Source organism: Kitasatospora sp. CM 4170 (assembly GCF_032110285.1).
Taxonomy (GTDB): Bacteria; Actinomycetota; Actinomycetes; order Streptomycetales; family Streptomycetaceae; genus Kitasatospora; species Kitasatospora aburaviensis.
The window spans coordinates 539,703-555,511 of sequence record NZ_CP134877.1; the positions used below are offsets into that span (position 1 = coordinate 539,703).

The window sequence follows — 15,809 nt, forward strand, 5'->3', positions numbered from 1 at the left end:
CTGATCGAAGCCCACCTGGACCGGACCGCCACTCGCCCCCGGGCACGATGAGCGCTGCGCAGGAAGTCGGGCGGGCCGACTTCCTGCGCAAAGCCCTGCGCTGCTACACGCCGGCCGGGTGGACGGTGTGGACGGTGACCGTGCACAGGCGCTTGGTGGCGCGGGTGAGGGCGACGTAGAGATCTCGTTCGCCGGCGGGGCGGGCCGCGACGATCCCCTCCGGGTCGACCACCACGGCCTCGTCGAACTCCAGACCGCGCGCCTCGGAGGCCGGCACCAGCCGGGCGTACCGTTCGACCCCCGCGGCCGCCAGCTCCTCCGTCCTGCCGTCCGCGCAGACCACCCCGAGCAACTCGCCCGGGTGTGCGGCGGCCTGCGCCCGGAGCTCCCGGACGAGATCGGGGACGAGCCGCTCCGGCGCCGTCGCGACGGCGCGGGGCGCGTCACCGTGCCGGATCGAGCGGACCGGCGGCTGACCCGGGGCGATCCGGCTCAGCAGTTCCCCGGTGGTGGCCAGGATCTCCTGCGTGGTCCGGTAGCTGACGGTCAGCGTCCGCAGGTCGAAGCGCCGGCCGACGTGCGGGGCGAGCGCCTCGTTCCAGTCCCGCGCGGCCGTGGCCGGGCCCGCCTGGGCGAAGTCGCCGACCAGTGTCATCGACCTGCCGGGACACCGGCGCACGATCATCCGCCACTGCATGGCGGTCAGCTCCTGCGCCTCGTCGACGACGACGTGTCCGAAGACCTGCTCGGGCGGGCCGTCGACCAGGCTCGCCGCCTCGTCGAGGAGCGGCACGTCGGCGTCGGACCACGGCGCACCGGGCGTACGCAGCACCAGGGCCAGCTCGTCGGCGGTGAGTTGCGGCAGGTGGACGGCCAGCGCATCGGCGTCGGACAGCAGGGCGCTGACGACGTCTCCGGGCACGAGCCGCGGCCAGTGGTCCTCGACGGCCCGGTCGACGTGCGGGTCGTCGAGGAGGGCGGCGCGGACGGCGTCGGCGTCGAACTCCTCGGCCCCCGTGGCGGGCGCGTCGTCGATGCCGAGGTTGCGCAGGTCCCGTGCCGCCAGACGGTCGAGGTCGACCCCGGTGAGCTGCGCGACCTCGGCGTCGATGCGCTCCAGCGTCTCGGCCATGCCGCGCGCCAGCGCGTCCGTCAGGGCGTCGACCAGCGACTCCCGGAACAGCCGGCGCGCCGGGTTGTGTGCGAGACCGCTCGCCTGCGCCGCCTTCCGCGCCTCGGCGACCTCCCACTCCTCCAGGCGGACCCACTCCTGCCCGACCCGGACCGTGAACTCCCCGCCCGGGGCCTGCTGCGAGCGGATCACCTCGGCCAGGGCGTCCGCCAGGACCGCACCGCCCTTGAGGCGGGCGGCATCGAAGCCGTCCACGGCGCCCGGCACGACACCGGCCAGCTCCTCGCACGTCGCCAGGACGACGTCGTTCTCCCCGAGCGAGGGCAGCACCTGGGAGATGTAGTCGAGGAACCGCGCGTTCGGCCCCAGCACCAGCACCCCGCGCTCGGCCGCCCTCGGGAACGCGTACAGCACGTACGCGGCCCGGTGCAGCGCCACCACCGTCTTTCCGGTACCCGGACCGCCCTGCACCACCGTCACCCCGCGGTGCGGCGACCGGACGATCGCGTCCTGCTCCGCCTGGAGCGTCGCGACCGCCGTCCCCATCCGCCCCGTCCGCCGTGCCTGGAGCGCCGCCGCGAGCGGGCCGTCACCGACGACGTCTCCGGTCCTGGGAGCGGAGCCGTCCAGCAGTTCGTCGCTCACCCCGACCACCGTGCGGCCCGTCATGCTCAAGTGACGGCGGCGGCGCAGCCCCATCGGGTGGACCGGCGTCGCCTCGTAGAAGGGCCGGGCCGCCTCCGCCCGCCAGTCCACCAGCACCGGCAGCTCGTCCTCGTCCCGCTGCAGGCCCAGCCGCCCGATCCGCAGCTCCGTCCCGTCCGCCAGGTCGATCCGGCCGAAGACCAGCCCGCCCTCGGCGCCCTCCAGCCGACGCACCTCCCCCGCCAGCCGCCCGGCGGCCACCTCCCGTTCGTACACCTCGCCCGCGCTGTCCGCCCGCGACGCGAGCACCCGCCCCAGCTGCGCCCGCGCCCCGGCGAGCCGCTCGTCGAACAGCTCGCCGATGACGGAAACCTGCGCCCGCTCCAGTTCCACCTGCTGTGCGGCGTCGTCACTGATCTGCGACAAGGAAGATCCCCCTTCGTGGTTCGCCCCGACACTATGCAGGCCTATTCCGCGAAAGTAAATGTTGACTTTCCCGCGGTGAATGTGTCCCTCGCCTCGACGGAGGAGATTCGGATGACCGCAGATCACGTCCGGACGCAATTCGCAACGAATTCTTCGGCGAATTCACTTCGACCGTGCAGGAGCCGGGTCGGCTCAGCGACGGCGGAACTGCGCCCGGTACTCCCCCGGCCGCCGGCCCGTGTGTCGGGCGAAGATTCCGCTGAACGTCCCGGGGTCGCGGTACCCGACGTCCGCGGCGATGCCGGCGACGGTCCGGTCGGTCGTCTCCAGCAGGTGCCGGGCGCGGCGCACCCGGACCGCCTGCAGGTACGCGAGTGGCGTCTCGCCGGCCTCGGCCGCGAAGCGGCGGAGCATGGTTCGGGTGCTCACGTGGAACTCCCGGGCGAGGGCGGGCAGGTCGTAGCGGGCGCCGAGGTTCTGGTCGAGCCACCGCTTGACGCCGAGTGAGAACTCCCTGCCCACGGTGGGCATGAGCGCCGGGTCGACGTAGGGCGTCTGCGTGGAGCGCGCGTCGTCGACCAGGGCGATCCGCGCGGTACTGCGGGCGATGCGGGGACCGTCGTGCTCCCGGACGAACTGCAGCGCGAAGTCGTACATGGCGCTGAAGGCCGCCGTGGTCGTCACCCCCCGGTCGGTCACGACCAGGCTCTCGCGGCGCAGGCGGACGTCGGCGTAGCGGCGGGCGAACCGATCGGCGAACAGCCAGGACGTGGTCGCTTCGCGCCCGTCGAGCAGCCCGGCCTCGGCGACCAGGAAGGCGCCCACGCAGATCGACACGACCGCGGTTCCCGAGTCCGCCTGCGACCGGATCGAGGCCACTTCCGGTCGCAGGTCCGCGAGCGTCGCGTCGAGGTCGAGCGTCGGGGAGAGTTCGAAGCCCGGCACGATCAGGACGTCCACCGGGCGGACCGCCGAGACGTCGAGGGCCGAGCCGCCGGACGCGATCACCCGCCGCCGGGGCGAGACGACCGACGTCTCGTAGGACGGCTGGACCGCCCCCTGCGCCGCGGCGACGTGAGTCGCCATCACGAGGAGGTCGGGGACGCCGTACACCTCCGACGCGAAGCAGCCGGGGTAGGCGAGGACGCCGACTCGCAGCGGGCTCATACGGCTCCTCCGGCGCCTCTGGACGGATGGCGATATTACCGGGACACCTGGCGATGCCGCCGCTTCTCGCAGGGGCGGGCCACTCGGCACCATCTCGGTCATGACACTCATGCGAGGACAGCGCGACGCCCTGGACGACTTCTCCCCGAGATCGGTCGGCATCGACGGCGTCGACAAGACCGTGTACGTCGCCGGGTCGGGTCCGGCGGTCGTCCTGATGCCCGAGATGCCGGGCATCAGCCCCGACGTCGCGCGGTTCGCGCGCTGGGTGCGTGACGCCGGCTTCTCCGTGTACCTGCCCTCCCTGTTCGGCGTCGACGGCGCCTATCCGGAGGCCGAGGCGGGCGGGAGCATCGCTCGACGCGCTTGCGTCAGCGCCGAGTTCCGGGCGTTCGCCGGCGGTGGCACCAGCCCCGTCGTGGCGTGGCTGCGTGGCCTCGCCCGCCTGGCGCACGCCGAGTGCGGCGGGCCGGGCGTCGGCGCCGTCGGTCTCTGCTTCACCGGCAACTTCGCGCTGACGATGGCGCTCGAACCCGCCGTCGTCGCACCGGTGGTCAACCATCCGTCGCTGCCGCTCGACGACCCCGGCGGTCTGGAGATCAGCGACGAGGACGCGGCTGCCGTGGCCGAGCGCGTGGCACGGGACGGGCTGAAGGTTCTCGCCTACCGCTTCGCCGGCGACAGGTGGTGCACCGGCCGGCGGTTCGCGGCCTACCGGGCGCTGCTCGGGGACGCCTTCGACGGTCGGGTCATCGACGCCGATGCGGCGAACACGGACCCGCCGCCCTTCTTCCGTGACGTCGTCGGTTGCGCCCACAGCGTCGTCACGGCGCACCTCGTCGACCAGGACGGCCACCCCACCGTGCGGGCCCGGGACGAGATCATCGCCTTCCTGGCGGAGCGGCTCGGAGCGCAGCCGGAATGAGCCCCGGAGCCGTCGGAATCCGAGGATGTGGCGGAGGACCGCTCGCCACGGGCGGTCCGGCGCGCGACAGCGGTCCGGCGCGCCCCTGGGCTTCACGCGCCCGGGAGGCGCCGGACCGGGTCGCGCCGGACCGGGTGGCGGCGTTCTACATGCCGTTCTGGACCTCGGCCTCGGCCACGGCGATGGCGACACCGAGTGCCTCGGTGATGTGGGTCGCGGCCGACATCACCCGGGCGGTGCCGACGATCGGCGCGATGGCGACCAGCACGTCCTGCAGCTGGCTGGCGGTCATGTGCTCCCTCATCGCCGGTTCGACGTGCGCGAGGTAGGACACGGCCGGGGCGTCCATCGCCGCCAGCGCGGCGATCCGGGTGAGGATCAGCATGTCGGGGGCCATGCCGCACCGCTCGATCGAGTCGGCGGTCATGGCCATGAGGGTGTCGAGGACGGGGGTCTCGGAGGTAGTGGGCATGTCCGGTCATCTCCAGGTGTCGTCATGCTCGGTGAGTGCCTCGCAGGAGGCGGGGAATCCGTGCCTCGCACGAGGCGGGGAGTCCGTGCCTCGTGCGAGGCCGGGAGTCCGTGCCTCGTGCGTGCGAGGCCGGGAGTGCGCGCCTCGTACGAGGCGGGGAACGTCCGTGCGGGGCGCCGTGTCCGACCGTAGGCAACCGCCGCAGGGGCCGCACGGACAGTGAGCCGCCCGGGTGGACGGCCCGGCGGACGACCCCGGCGGACGGCCCCGGTGGGCCACCCCCTGTGGGGGCGACGAGCCGGGGCTGCGAACTCCGAGTAGCAGCCGTATCGCGGTCGTGGCACTTTGGTGAGGGAGGCCTCCGACCGGGTGGCCCGGAAACGGGCGACGCATCTCTCCGAGGGAGCCAGAGCATGGCCAGCAACGTCAGCAGTGGATCGGCGGGTGTCAGCCGGAAGCCGTTCGCGACCGGCTGGACCGCCTTCGCAGCCTGCCTGATGATCTTCGGCGGGGCGATGGCCGTCCTCCAGGGGATCGGCGCCATCGTCAACGACGACCGTTACGTCATCACCGGCAACTACGTCTACAAGTTCGACGTCACCGGCTGGGGCTGGGTGCACCTGATCCTGGGTCTCATCATCGTGGTGGCGGGCTTCATGCTCTTCACCGGGGCGGTGTGGGCACGGATCCTCGGTGTCATCGCCGCGGGTCTCAACATGATCGCCAACTTCCTGTGGCTGCCCTACTACCCGTTCTGGTCCATCATCATGATCGCCATCGACGTCTTCGTCATCTGGGCCCTGACCGCGGGCACGCACCGGGAACGGGCCTGAGTCCAGCTTGGAGCCTGAGTCCAGCATGAATCCGGCCCGAGTCCGGAGCACGGGCCCCGATCACTGCCGGGCCGGTCGACGACCGGCCCGGCAGGCACCGTCCGGGCCGCCGGCTGCGCCCCACGACCGCCCGCGCCTCCTCCGGGTGACAAGCAGACCGCCGTGCTGGCGCGCCCGGCGCTCGCGGTGGCCTACTGGTCGGGTGGGCATCACCGGGACGACGGGGGCAGGGGTATGGCGACGGGGGGCACGGACATGTGGCGGCTGATCGTGGTGCGGCACGCGAAGTCCGCGTGGCCCGACGTCCCCGACCTGCGGCGGCCGCTGGCGGCGCGCGGCCTCCGGGACGCGCCGGCGGCGGGGCGCTGGCTGCGCGAACACGGGCTGGTGCCGGACCGGGCGATCTGCTCACCCGCCCGCCGGGCCGCCGCAACCTGGGAGCTGGCCTCCGCCGAGTGGCCGGAGGTGCCGCCGGTCGTCCACGACCCCCGGGTGTACGAGGCCGACGCGGACGGCCTGGTCGACGTGGTGCGCGAGGTGTCCCCCACGGTGGGGACGGTCCTGCTGGTCGGGCACCAGCCCGTCCTGGCGGAGCTGGTGCTGGCGCTGGCCGACCGCGATCCCGCGGCCCCCGGCGCCGCGACCCGTGACGCGGACCTCGACCGGATCCGGGAGAAGTTCCCCACCAGCGCGATCGCGGTGCTCGCGACGGCCGAGCCCTGGCCGCAGCTGCGTCCGGGGACGGCCCGGCTGACCCACTTCGCCGTACCGCGGGGGTAGCCCCGCTCGGCGAACCGGTCGGGCGCCGGCAGTGTGACCGGTGCGCCTCCGACGGGGTGACTGTTCGACGGGTCATGACAGGTTCGCGGCGGGCGGGCACTTAGCGTGACCGCATGACCACAGATCATTCCCCCGGTGTCGCCGCGCTCCCGCGGATCACCCGGCACCGCGGCCTGGCGCCACTGTTCGTACTGGCCCTCGCCCTGCTCACCCTCGTCGCCGCCATCACCCCCGCCGCGGCCGCGCGCCGGGCGGGCGGCGTGCTCGGGGTGAACCTCGTCAACAGCAGCGACCGCGACCTGACCTTCGCCAACCTCCAGGTCACCAACGGGTGCGCCTACACCAACCCGCCGGCGCGCCTCGCCGCCCTCGGCGGAACCGGGCAGTTCAACGTCGGCGTGTGCGAGGGCTCCAACGGCGCGTCGGGGACCGTCAGCTACCAGGTGAGCGGTGAGAGCCAGGGCACCGTGATCACGCTCGGCTGGAACGTCCCCGCCCCGCTCGACGAGCCGAACACCTTCACCGAGACCGCGCCCATGGGCTACGTGGCGAGCCACACCGGGGGCACCGACTCGTTCACCCCCGTCGTCTTCACCGTCGACTGCAACTCCACCACCTGCGACGGGATCCCGGACGACTGGAAGCGCAACGGCGTCACGATCAAGCCCAGCGACGGCAGCCCCGACCAGTTCATCGACCTCAAGGCGATGGGCGCCGACGTGAACAAGCCGGACATCTTCGTCCAGGTCGACTGGATGGCCGACGACACCCACAACCACGCGCTCACCAACGACGCGATCCGGAAGGTCGTCGACGCCTTCAAGAACTCCCCGTTCAACCGGCACAGCCCCACCACCGGGATCAACCTGCACGTCGACGCGGGGCCGGACAGCATCCTCGACTACACCAAGAACACCACCTGGGGCACGCTCAGCAAGGCGAAGAAGCAGACCGAGGTGGCCAACCTCGGGACGGTGGACTCCAACGGCCGCTACCTCTGGGACGAGTTCACCAAGATCAAGACGGCCACGGGCGGCTTCATCAGCACCGGGCGGAGCTCGATCTTCCACTACGCCATCGCGGCGCACAACCTCCAGCCCGGCGTCACCTACTCCGGCGTCGCCGCCGGCGTGCCGGGCAGCGACTTCATCGTCAGCCTGGGCAGCTTCGACAACCGGGTCGGCAGCACCAACCAGCAGGCCGGCACGCTGATGCACGAGCTGGGGCACGACCTGGGCCTGAAGCACGCCGGTAACGCCGACACGCCCAACCACCAGCCGCAGTACTTCAGCGTGATGAACTACTCCTACCAGATGGGCGGCCTGTCGATCGGCACCACCACCGGCGTGATGGACTACTCGCGGGCGGTGGGCTCGCTGAACGAACCGACGCTGAACGAGCGCCAGTTCCCCGCCAGCACCGCCGGCTACGACGTCACCCACTGGTGCCCGAACACCAAGCAGGGCTCCCGCTTCGTCACCGTCCAGGCCAGCGCCGCCCAGGTCGACTGGAACTGTGACGGCATGATCAACCAGAACACCGTCGCGTTCGACACCAACAACGACGGGTTCCAGACCGCGCTGAACGGTCACGACGACTGGGGCAGCATCCAGCTGCGCGGCGGCTCGATCGCCCACTCGGGTGCGACCGGGGTTCCGGCCCCGACCGAGGAGAACGAGGTCGACCTCGAAGAGGCCGCGATGGAGCTGCCGCTCGACACCCAGCCGCCGGTCACCACCGCGCGCACCCACCCGCAGCCCGACCGGCACGGTGTCTACCACTCCGACGTCCAGGTCACCCTCGACGCCACCGACGACATCAGCGGCGTCGCGATGACCGACTACCGGGTCGACGGCGGCGAGTGGACGCGCTACACCGGGCCCTTCACGGTGAGCGGCGACGGCCGCCACGAGGTCGAGTACCGCTCGGACGACCACGCGCAGAACGTGGAGGAGGTGCACTGCCTGGAGATCCGGATCGACTGCGACCCGCGCGGCCCGGAGCCCTGGGACGCGTCCGACGCCTCCCAGGAGGGCTGAGCCCCGGCCCTCACCTGACGCACACCACCCGGCCCCGGCCCACCGCGAGGTGGGCCGGGGCCGCGGTGGGTGCGGCGCGGGAGGGCAACCGGTGCACCGCGCAAGGTCCGCGGCCCATGGTGGTTCCCGGCCGGGCGCCGGGCCCACCTCAGCCGCCGTCGCGGTCCGACCAGAACGGGCAGAACGCCGAGGGCAGCGGCGCCAGGTCCGCGTGGCCGCCCGGGTACCGGGCGATGCCCGGAGTCCCCGGTGGATGGCTGATCCGCTCGGTCCGGGCGACCGGAGGCGAGGTGGCCGTCACATAGGCGTTGCCCGCGGTTCCGAAGTCCAGCCCCAGGCGGTAGCCGTCGACGGTGGTGGCGTAGAGCCCGGGCATCTCGTGGTCGGCGTTGACCGAACTGATGATGTGTCCGCTGCGCCGCCAGTGCCGCTCGACCACGCCGAGCAGGGCTCCGCGCCGGGCCGGCGAGACCACCGTCAGGATGTTGCGGTTCCGGCTGACGTACCACCGGGCCGAGCCGTCCGTCGTCCCGTGGGCGAGCATCACCTCGCCGGCGGTCGGGACACCGTGCTGCCAGGTCAACGCGGGCCGTACCGCCTCCAGAGTGTGCTGGAGCAGCGCCTCGCAGCGGTTCGCGGCACCCGCCTGGTCCGCGACCCCCTGATTCTCCCCGGGCACGGCCCGACCCCCGCTCACCTCGGCGCCATCGGCTTGTTGCGGTCGCCGTGCCCGGTGACCACGTTGGCGGTGGCCTTGAGGGTGGCGGGATCGCTGAGGTCGGCGTCGCCGGCGGTGCGCAGCGCGACGTTCTTCACGTCCATGTCCTCCGACCAGCCGCTGTCACCGGTCACCACGGTGTTGCCCGACCAGTTGGTGCCCTGGGTGGCGCCCATCAGCGTGCCGTTGTGGTAGCCGGTGCCGATCGCCGTGAGGTTGGGCTGCCGGCCGTCGTGGGTGACCTTCAGGCCGTTCTGGAACTGGCTGAACGGCTGGCTGCCGTCGTCGCCCCCACCGGACCCGCCGGTCATCGAGATCGAGGTGCCGGCCACCCGGGGCGGCGCGTCGTAGTTCATCCAGACCACGGTGGCGGTGGACGTCTTGGGGTCGGCCTGGTGGGCGGCCACCGCGAGCTGGCGACCGTAGCCGAGGTCGCCGTTGACGAAGGTCTCGTCCAGTCCGCCCTTGGACGGGACGTAGCTGGCGATGTTCGTCGCCTGGTCAGGGTTCCCGTAGGACACGATCGGGCCCCTGCCCCCCACCCCGAGCAGCATCATCGGCGGGTTGGACGGCGCGTCGAGCTGCTTCTGCAGGGCGTTCAGCCCGTCCAGCTTGGTCTGCGTCACCCCGGGGTCGGGCTGCCCGCCGGCCAGCTGGGTGGCCATCTGATCACGCAGTTGCGGGAGATAGAGCCGGTTCGCGGCGTCCCGGTCCTGTGCCGGGATGCCGTCGGTGTTGCCGATCACGCCCGGGAAGTCCTTGAGCAGCTGCTGTCGGGTGCTCTCGGGCAGCGAGTTCCACCAGTCGGCGGAGGCCTTCGGGTCCTTGTTGTCCTGGATGTCGGCCGGGATGACGCTGTTCCACTGGCTGTGGAGGAGGTCGTCCGCGGCGGTCTGTTCGTCGACCGTGTCCTTCTGGCCCACGTCGGCGAGGTGGTTGATGCTGCCCGCCCAGAGCTCGTCGAAGTTCCGGATCCGCTCGTCGAAGTCCTTGATCTTCTGCTCGATCTCCGGGCGCTTGGCCTTCAGAGCGCTCAGTTGCCGCTGGAACTCCGGGTCGTTGCCGACCATGCCCGGGGAGCCGCTCGCCTCGTCCTCCATCTTGATGCGGACCTGCGGCAGCCGGCCGTCCGGCTCGTACAGCCAGAAGCCCTGGGCCTCGCAGTCGTGCTTCAGCGCCGCCTGGTCCGCCTTCAGGAGCAGGAGGTCGTCGGCGGCATCGCGGAACCGCAGACGGATGCTCTCGATCTCCTGCTGGCAGTTCTTCAACTGACTTTCCAGCACGCCCAGTTGCGCCTCGGCCGCGGCGGCGGCGTCGCCGGTCCAGCCGGAGTTGAGCACCCGCTGATGAGTCTTGACCCGCCAGTCGGCGGCATGGTGGGTGAGCTTCTGCGCGACGGACTCCCATCGGTCGGCCGCGGCGTGCAGGTGGCTGACGTCGGCGGAACGCAGCTTGTTCCAGTACACGTCCTCGCTCACTGCGCACCCCCGGGCGTGCCGTCGAGCCGGAGCACGCCGGTCTGCTCGGCCTTGCGATAGTTCTCGGCGGTGGTGATCAGGTTGCCCGCCGCGCCCTCCAGCTGGCCGGCCAGGTTGTTCAGGTGGGTGTGCCAGACGTCCCAGCAACGGTCGGCGGCGCTGCCGATCTTCCAGCCGTACAACCCGTTGCTCGGGGCGTCCGCACTCTTCGGGTCCGAGTAGTGCTCCTGCGTGTACGCCGGAAGCTCCCCGCGCATCTGCCCGGCGACCTCCTTGCCCGCCTTGCCCGCACCGTCCAACTCGTCCGGTCTGACCGTATACCCCGCCACAACTGCCCCCCGTTCCTACCTGACTGCGTTCGCTCGTCCGCGCCCTGCCCGGCGGCAGCACCGCCGGCTCCGTGGAAGCCCGGCACCGGCCGCCCTGGACCCGGTCTCGGCGGATCAGCGTAGTGGATCATCCGAAGGGCTTCGGCACTCTGCTCGGCGCCAGGTCGGTCGCGGCCTTGAGTGGGCCGGACGTGTCACTCCCTCAGGGCCTTCCTGCGCGTTGCCCCGGAGACGGCCGGTCGACGCCTTCTGCTGTGCTCCGGAGGAGTCCCTCGCCCTCGCCGATCACGTCCGATGCCTGCGGGGCAGGAGCCTACGAGCGCTTGACCTGCCGGGGTATCCGAAGCGTGCGGGATTCCTCGGCATTGCGTGCGGCGAGGCAGGACCGGTCGTCCGGCAGACCGTGCAGGGCATGGTCGCGGTACTCGGTGGGGGTGAGGCCGTAGACCTCGCGGAAGGTCCGGCTGAAGCCGGAGGCGCTGGTGAAGCCCCAGCGGGCGGCGATCGCCTGGACCGGGTGGCCGCGCAGCTCGGGACGGGCGAGATCGGTGCGGCACCGTTCGAGCCGGCGCCGGCGGACGGTCGCCGCGACGCTTTCGTCCCGGTCGCGGAAGAGCTCGTACAGGGTCCGCAGCGAGAGGCCGTGGTGGGCGGCGATCGCGGACGGGGTCAGCCCCGGGTCGGTGAGGTTGTCGTCGATGAAGGCGTCGATCCGCTCCCGCATGGCCTGCGCCCGCGTCTCGGCCGGCAGGTCGCCAGGGGTGCCGAGCCGATCGGCGAGGCAGGCGGCGGTCAGGTCGAGGGCGATCCGCCCCATCCGGACCAGGTCCTCGGACCGGCAGTCGGGGCCGTGGGTGGTCAGCGTGGTGAGGTAGCCGGCGAGGATCGCGCCCAGGCCCGTCTGCGCGGGGATGCGCGTGGCGAGCAGGCGGTCCATCTGCTTGGGCGGCAGGGGCAGGGCCGTCCGGGGCAGGTGCAGGATGACGGAGTTCGACCGGCCGCCCTCGTCGCCACAACCGGCCACCTGGGGACGGGAGCTGTCCCAGAGCACGAGGTCGCCGGCGATCAGGCCCGAGTCATTGCCCTGCTGAGAGATCCACATCGGGTTCCCGGTCACCAGGGCCAGCTGGTACTGCTCCGGATCCCCCTGCCTGATGTGCGCGGCAGTGCGCTTCGAGTCGAGGGGCACGTGGGAGAACCTCGACACCTGCACCGCGCCGAGGTCGAGCACGGAAACGTCGGCCTCGAAGTCGGCCGCATGGTCGCTGCGCATCCAGACGGGGATCAGGGAGCTGGCGACGATGTCGGCGAACCACTCGAACCTGTCCGCCGCCGCCGCGTCGGCGGCGGAAGCGCTGTGCCACATCCCAAAGCCCCCATCCCTCGTGCACCTGACACCGGAGCGCGGACGGCGCAGAGCAGAACGCGCTGCGAACGGGGCTCGCTTGAACGAACGCGCCTCAAGGAGCGCGCTTTCAGCGGCGCGTTTCAAGCGGCACCCGCACGCCTCGCACATCGGTGACGATCTTCCCATGTCACCCGGCAGGCGGCGGACCGCCTCCAGTGGCAGGATCCGTGCAGCGGCAGGATCCGTGCACGGCAGGACCCGTGCAGTGGCGGCCTTCTCGGCAGCCCGTGCGGACGGCAGCCCGCAGGAGTTCCACGGACGCTGCTCCACCGGGGTGTGGCCCCGTTCGGCTCCCGTGTGCCCCCTGGTGAGGGCCGCTCGGCCGGTCGAGGATGGCGGCATGGATGTCGACCACCCCGGAGCCGGGCTGCTGGTGACCAACGTGCGCGTCTTCGACGGGATCGGGGACGAGGCGGTGCCGGGACACGTCCGTGTCGAGCGGGACAGGATCGCGGAGGTGGTGCTGGGTGCCCCGCCCCCGCGCAGCGCCCGGGGAACGACGGTCCTGGACGGCGGGGGCGGCACGCTCATGCCGGGGCTCACCGACGCGCACGTCCACCTGTTCGCGGTCGGCGGCACCATGGCGGACCTCCAGCTCGCACCGACCGGCACCGTCTACTACCAGGCTCTGGCCTCGGCCCGTGACATGCTGATGCGCGGCTTCACCACGGTCCGGGACATGGCCGGCGACACCGAGCCGCTGCGGCGGGTCCTCGACCGGGGACTGTTCCCGGGCCCGCGGATCTACCCGAGCCAGGCCGCCGTCTCCCAGACCTCCGGGCACGGCGACTTCGGGGCCGTCCACGACACCCCGACCGCGTTCGGCGGTCCGCAGGCCCGCACCGAACAGATCGGGTTCACCCGGGTGGCCGACGGGCCGGAACGGGTGCTCGCGGCGGTGCGCGAGCAGTTGAGGAAGGGCGCGGCGCAGATCAAGCTGATGGCCGGCGGCGGCGTCGTCTCCGAGTTCGACCCGCTGGACGTGCTGCAGTTCACCACCGCGGAACTGGAGGCCGCCGTGGCCGCGGCCGCCGACTGGGGCACCTACGTGACCGCGCACGTCTACACCTCCGAGGGCGTGCGCCGCGCGGTGGACGCCGGGGTGCGCTGCATCGAGCACGGGCACCTGGTCGACGAGGACACCGTCCGCCACCTCGCGGAGAGGGGCGTGTGGCTGAGCACGCAGCCGTTCGAGGTCGACGACCACCACTACGCCTCCCCGGACAGCGCCCACAAGAACCGCGAGGTGTGCGAGGGCGTCGCCCGCACCTTCGGCTGGGCACTCCGGCACGGCGTGCGACTCGCCTTCGGGACCGACCTGGTGTTCGATCCGACGCAGGCCGACCGGCAGATCCGGATGCTCGTCCGGCTCGGCAAGTACCTCAGCCCGGTCGAGACCCTGAAGTTGGCCACCTCCGGCAACGCGGAGCTCTTCCGTCTGTCCGGCCGCCGCGACCCCTACCGAGCGGCGCCGCTCGGCGTCGTCACGCCGGGAGCCTGGGCCGACCTCCTGGTCGTCGACGGCGACCCGACCACCGACCTGTCCGTCCTCGCCGAACCCGAACGCAACCTGCGCCTCATCGTCAAGGGCGGCGTCGTCCACAAGAACGATCTCGACTGACCGGGCCGCCGCCTGCGCCGTCGGCTGCTGCCGCACCTTCGAACCGGGCCAGGCCGCTCTACCTGTCCGGAGGATGCGGCTTCTCCACGCACGGCTGGGACGGCGAGCCCCCTGATCCGCGCACCCTGGTTCGCGCGTGAGCGCGGTGGGCCGACGGCGCCGGCCGCCGCTCCGCGCTCCCCCAAGGCGTTGCGTACCCGGCCGGCTCTCGTTTGCTCCTCCGCGGCGCAGGCCGCAGCGAGCTGCTGCGGCCTGCGCGTCACCGTCAACGCCCTTGGCCGTGAGTGCCGGGCCGAGCGGTTACTGGGCCGCCTTGACGTCGGGGATGCGGACGCCCTCGCCGAGGCAGTCGCGGAACTCGTACCAGGGGGTGGGGCCGGTCCAGCGCAGGGCGGTGGCGGCGGTGGTCATGTCGGCGAAACGGCAGCCGTCGTAGAGCACCTTGCCGGCCGTGGTGACGGTGGCCGTCGTCACGTGGTGGGAGCCGAGCAGGGCGCAGTCCTGGTAACGGATCATCGGCCCGCGCGAGGGGTTGACGGCGTTGAAGCGGTAGACGTGCGGGGTGGCGCCGGGGGCGAAGGGCTTGAAGGAGTTCGCCGTGTCGTCACAGGAGACGAAGGTGATGGTGCCCTTGTACCAGGCCGAGTCGATCACCTTGTGGTCCTTGCCGCGCACCTCGAAGCGGATGCCCTGCGCGTACAGCCGCATCACCGAGTCGTTCCGCGGGCTGTTGGCGTTGAGCTTGAAGAAGGTGCCGGTCGATTCCTCGTCCACGAGGATGTACGAGCCGCCGATGAAGTTCATCGACCCGCCGCGCTCGTTGCGCACGAAGATCCCGGACTGGAACTCGACCTTGCAGTCACGGAACCAGTAGTTGAGGAACTGGTCCTGCTGGCCCTCGGCCGGCTTGCCGCCCATCACCAGGAAGGCGTCGGCGTAGGAGCCGCTGATCTGACAGTGGTCCCAGCCCATCTCGCTGTTGAGGTTGGAGGTGCCGGCAGGGCCGTCCAGGACGATGCCGGCCTTCCAGGTGCCGTGCCACTCGACGTCGGTGTACCAGGTGTCCTGGACGCCCTTGCCCTTGGAGGAGAGCGCGAGGTTGAAGGTAGCGGTGGCGTCGCGGCCCTCGAACGTCAGGCCACTGAAACGGATGTTCTTGTAGCGGTCGTCGTTGGTCCAGAAGACCGTGTTCGGGGTGGTCGGCGCGTAGACGATGCGCGAGAGCCGCTTGCCGTACCCGCTGATGGAGATGCCGTCGATCACGCCCGGGTTGTCGGTGCCGTGGGTGATCGGCAGCAGCGAGTCGGGCTGGGTCAGCAGGTACGTGCCCGGCGGGACGAGCAGCACCTTCTTGGGCGAGTAGCCGGTCTTGGGGGCGCCCCCGAGCAGCTGCAGGGCGGCCTTGCGGAACGCGTCGTCGCTGGGCGTGCGGCCGGTCGCGTCGGCGCCGTTGGCGATGACGTCGACCACGTAGTCGGCCGGGCCGGCGGTGACCGCCGCGGGCGCCGCCGAGGCGGTGCGGGTGCCGAGGGCGATGCCGCCCGCGAGTGCCCCCGCGCCGGTCATGCCGGCGAGCAGCGCCCGGCGGCCGGGCCGGCGGCCGGCATCCTCGATGCCACCGTCGTGCTGCCGGTCTGCGTGCGTGGTCATCGGTACCCCCGGTTGGAAGAGAATCGGCTGAACGCCGTGACCGATCAGAAGTCGATCATGGCGGGTCGGTCTGATCCTCCGTCATGCCCACCCTGCGCCGCAAGGCTCGACTGCGGCCTCGTACCGGACCGGCGCCGGCAGCGTGCCGGCCCGGTGCCGGACCCGGGCCGCAACCGGGTCCGGCAG

13 protein-coding genes are annotated in these 15,809 nt (G+C 72.0%); 5 read left to right on the forward strand and 8 right to left on the reverse strand.

All coding sequences use genetic code 11. The features are described 5' to 3' along the window. Positions 1–103: 103 nt before the first annotated feature. Positions 104–2,203, reverse strand: a complete 2,100-nt coding sequence (locus tag RMN57_RS02395; protein ID WP_313761663.1) for an AAA family ATPase — start codon at positions 2,201–2,203, stop codon at positions 104–106. 192 nt (positions 2,204–2,395) lie between these two features. Then, positions 2,396–3,370, reverse strand: a complete 975-nt coding sequence (locus RMN57_RS02400; RefSeq protein ID WP_313761664.1) for a helix-turn-helix domain-containing protein — start codon at positions 3,368–3,370, stop codon at positions 2,396–2,398. Positions 3,371–3,470: 100 nt separating this feature from the next. Here RMN57_RS02400 and RMN57_RS02405 point away from each other — a divergent pair, with 100 nt between their 5' ends. Then, on the forward strand, positions 3,471–4,295 hold the full coding sequence (locus RMN57_RS02405; RefSeq protein WP_313761665.1) for a dienelactone hydrolase family protein: 825 nt from the start codon (positions 3,471–3,473) through the stop codon (positions 4,293–4,295). Between the two features lie 145 nt (positions 4,296–4,440). On the opposite strand, the gene RMN57_RS02410 is transcribed toward RMN57_RS02405, so the two are convergent. Beyond that, positions 4,441–4,767: a carboxymuconolactone decarboxylase gene (locus RMN57_RS02410; protein ID WP_313761666.1), complete on the reverse strand. Its 327-nt coding sequence runs from the start codon at positions 4,765–4,767 to the stop codon at positions 4,441–4,443. A gap of 413 nt (positions 4,768–5,180) precedes the next feature. Here RMN57_RS02410 and RMN57_RS02415 point away from each other — a divergent pair, with 413 nt between their 5' ends. The 3 genes from RMN57_RS02415 (at position 5,181) to RMN57_RS02425 (ending at position 8,419) form a co-directional block, all read left to right on the forward strand. Next, a complete protein-coding gene (locus tag RMN57_RS02415; protein ID WP_313761667.1) occupies positions 5,181–5,600 on the forward strand; it encodes a hypothetical protein in 420 nt (139 codons plus the stop codon). Positions 5,601–5,834: 234 nt separating this feature from the next. Next, complete coding sequence (locus tag RMN57_RS02420; protein ID WP_313761668.1) at positions 5,835–6,380, forward strand: histidine phosphatase family protein; 546 nt, start codon at positions 5,835–5,837, stop codon at positions 6,378–6,380. A gap of 113 nt (positions 6,381–6,493) precedes the next feature. Beyond that, positions 6,494–8,419, forward strand: coding sequence for an OmpL47-type beta-barrel domain-containing protein (locus RMN57_RS02425; RefSeq protein ID WP_313761669.1), 1,926 nt, complete (start codon positions 6,494–6,496; stop codon positions 8,417–8,419). Positions 8,420–8,567: 148 nt separating this feature from the next. Here RMN57_RS02425 and RMN57_RS02430 read toward each other — a convergent pair whose 3' ends face one another. From RMN57_RS02430 to RMN57_RS02445, 4 genes are all read right to left on the reverse strand, one after another. Continuing rightward, complete coding sequence (locus tag RMN57_RS02430; RefSeq protein WP_313761670.1) at positions 8,568–9,098, reverse strand: hypothetical protein; 531 nt, start codon at positions 9,096–9,098, stop codon at positions 8,568–8,570. Positions 9,099–9,112: 14 nt separating this feature from the next. Further along, on the reverse strand, positions 9,113–10,615 hold the full coding sequence (locus RMN57_RS02435; RefSeq protein ID WP_313761671.1) for an alpha/beta hydrolase: 1,503 nt from the start codon (positions 10,613–10,615) through the stop codon (positions 9,113–9,115). Further along, on the reverse strand, positions 10,612–10,944 hold the full coding sequence (locus tag RMN57_RS02440) for a type VII secretion target (RefSeq protein WP_313761672.1): 333 nt from the start codon (positions 10,942–10,944) through the stop codon (positions 10,612–10,614). Before RMN57_RS02440 ends, RMN57_RS02435 begins: the two co-directional genes overlap by 4 nt. Before the next feature lie 313 nt (positions 10,945–11,257). Continuing rightward, complete coding sequence (locus RMN57_RS02445; protein WP_313761673.1) at positions 11,258–12,310, reverse strand: helix-turn-helix domain-containing protein; 1,053 nt, start codon at positions 12,308–12,310, stop codon at positions 11,258–11,260. Between the two features lie 382 nt (positions 12,311–12,692). Between RMN57_RS02445 and RMN57_RS02450 the strand changes: the two genes are divergently transcribed. Next, a complete protein-coding gene (locus tag RMN57_RS02450) occupies positions 12,693–13,973 on the forward strand; it encodes an amidohydrolase family protein (RefSeq protein ID WP_313761674.1) in 1,281 nt (426 codons plus the stop codon). A gap of 300 nt (positions 13,974–14,273) precedes the next feature. Here the strand turns inward: RMN57_RS02450 and RMN57_RS02455 are convergent, their stop codons facing one another. Continuing rightward, positions 14,274–15,623, reverse strand: coding sequence for a hypothetical protein (locus RMN57_RS02455; protein WP_313761675.1), 1,350 nt, complete (start codon positions 15,621–15,623; stop codon positions 14,274–14,276). Between the last annotated feature and the right edge of the window lie 186 nt (positions 15,624–15,809).